The 2,168-nt window shown below is 69.5% G+C and carries 4 protein-coding genes; 2 read left to right on the forward strand and 2 right to left on the reverse strand.

From position 1 onward, the window contains the following. The coding region (locus V6M89_RS30315; protein WP_332856701.1) for a flagellin at window positions 1–563 on the forward strand (563 nt) is incomplete at its 5' end. A 5-nt stretch (window positions 564–568) separates the two neighbouring features. Here V6M89_RS30315 and V6M89_RS30320 read toward each other — a convergent pair. Beyond that, on the reverse strand, window positions 569–1,117 hold the full coding sequence (locus V6M89_RS30320; protein WP_332856702.1) for a DUF4865 family protein: 549 nt from the start codon (window positions 1,115–1,117) through the stop codon (window positions 569–571). Next, window positions 1,114–1,515 (reverse strand): tautomerase family protein, encoded by a 402-nt coding sequence (locus V6M89_RS30325; RefSeq protein WP_332856703.1) that lies wholly within the window; start codon window positions 1,513–1,515, stop codon window positions 1,114–1,116. Before V6M89_RS30325 ends, V6M89_RS30320 begins: the two co-directional genes overlap by 4 nt. Before the next feature lie 102 nt (window positions 1,516–1,617). Here V6M89_RS30325 and V6M89_RS30330 point away from each other — a divergent pair. Next, window positions 1,618–2,168: LysR family transcriptional regulator (locus tag V6M89_RS30330; protein WP_332856704.1), on the forward strand; the 551-nt coding region annotated here is incomplete at its 3' end.

The raw sequence follows: 2,168 nt of genomic DNA on the forward strand, positions 1-2,168 counted from the left end.
CGCTGACGCTGAGCGCCGCCGACGGGCGCGACATCGTCATCGCCGAATCCAACCCCGGCAGCGTCGCCTCGCTGGGCTTGAGCCTGGGGGCGAACAAGGGCACGGTCACCGTGAGCGAAGCGGCGCGGCTGGGCGCCCACGCGATGACCATCGCCGGCACCAATCCGGCGGCGGCGGGCCTGAGCGCGGGGCGGCAGGCCGCTGTCGTGGTCGGGCCGCCGGAGCTGGTGGTGCAGGATGTGTATAGCGGCGGCGAACCGGTGCAGGACCTGTCCAGCGCCAGCGGCGCGTCCGACGCGCTGGCTTACTACGACGGCAAGATCGACGAAGTGAGCAGCATCCGCTCCATGCTGGGCGCGGCCAGCAACCGGCTGTCGGCGGCGGCCAGCAATGCCGAAAGCGGCGCCACCAACCTGGCGGCGGCGCGCTCGCGCATCCGCGACACCGACTACGCCAGCGAGACGGCGCTGCTGACCCGCGCCAGCATCCTGCGCCAGGCCGGCGCCTCGATGCTGGCCCAGGCCAACGCCCAGCCACGCGGCGCGCTGCTACTGCTGCGCTAGTCCCTTCAAGGCGCCGACACGTGGCCGACCCGGTAGCGCTGCTCATGCGGCTGCGGCGGCAGCGCCGGCTCCCCGCGCCACAGGCACAGACGCACGATGCTCCAGTTGCCCGGTTCGAAGCCGATCACCACCGCCAGCGCGCCGCACTCCAGGGCGTGGCGCGCATGCTGCTCTTCCCGCTGGCGCAGCTGCGCCAGGTCGCTGTGGGGCGCGATCGCCTCGACGCTGCGGGTGGCGTGGCGCGCCTGCCGCACCGCCTCGCCGACGCTGGCGTGCCAAGGCGTCCAGGTGCGCACCGGCGGCCAGCCGAAGGCCTGCGCCACGCCGGCGAAACCGGGACCATTGAGGAAGTCGTGCATGCCTTCCTCGCTGTGCCACAGGTAGAAGGGCGCGTACAGGTTTTCCTGCGACTCGCCGCGCTCGGCGTACAGATAGGCTTTGAAGGCCAGGTGCGGCAGCCGGTCCAGCAGCGGCCCCTTGCTGCCGATGCGCTCGCGCACGATGGCCATGTCGTAGTCGGCCGGCAGGCTGAAGCTGTATTGCATGGCGATCATGCCGGCCTCCACAGGCTGGCGGCCGGGGCGCCGCCGCTGAACGACCAGTCGTCGCCCTGCGAGCTGGACAGCACCACCATCACATCCTGCGGCCGCAGGCCCGGCGCCTCGGCCAACCCTTCCACCAGGCGGCGGTAGAAGGCTTGCTTCATCTCGGTGCTGCGCGGCTTGCCGGTGGTAATGTTGATCAGCACGAAGTCGTCGGAGCGCGGGCCGGCCGGGCTTTCGTAGTCGCGGTCGAACACCAGTTCATGCGGCTCGTGTTGCTGGATGAGCTGGAAACGGTCTTTTTCCGGCACGTTGAAGGCCTCGACCATGGCGCGGTGCAGGCTGTGCGACAGCGCGGCCAGGTACTCGGGCGATTTTCCTTTCAGCAGAGAAATGCGACTCATGGGCATGATGGCCTCCGGTTGGGTGATTGACAGGTCCACGATACAGGTCTATTTTGATCCTGAAAATCAGGAATATTTTGATAAATAGTTCGATAAATCGGGATGGTTATGCGAAGAATTACTTTTGACCTCGATGTGCTGCGCACCTTTGTCACCGGCGTCGACCTGGGCAGCTTCGCCAAGGCGGCCGAACGGCTGGGGCGTTCCACCTCGGCCGTCAGCGCGCAGCTGAAGAAGCTGGAAGAGCAGCTGGGCATGCCGGTGCTGCGCAAGGAGGGGCGCGGCATGGTGACCACCTCGGCCGGCGAATCGCTGCTGGGCTACGCGCGCCGGCTGCTGGAGCTGAACGACGAGGCCGCCACCGCCGTGCGCGGCGCCGAGCTGGCCGGCAGCGTGCGGCTGGGCATGCAGGAGGATTTTGGCGAGCACATCCTGACCGAGGTGCTGGGCCGCTTCGCCCGCGTCCATCCCAGGCTGCGCATCGAGGCCTGCGTGGCGCGCAACGCCGACCTGATGGCGCAGATGGCGGCCGGGCGGCTGGAGCTGGGGCTGGCCTGGAGCGATCCGGCGCTGGCGTCGCCGGCGGCGGGGCGCACGCCGGAACTGGCGCGCGTGCCGATGCGCTGGATAGCTGCGGCCGGCGCAGGTGCGGCCGGCGG

It is taken from the genome of Duganella sp. S19_KUP01_CR8, from assembly GCF_036688705.1.
Lineage (GTDB): Bacteria > Pseudomonadota > Gammaproteobacteria > Burkholderiales > Burkholderiaceae_D > Rugamonas.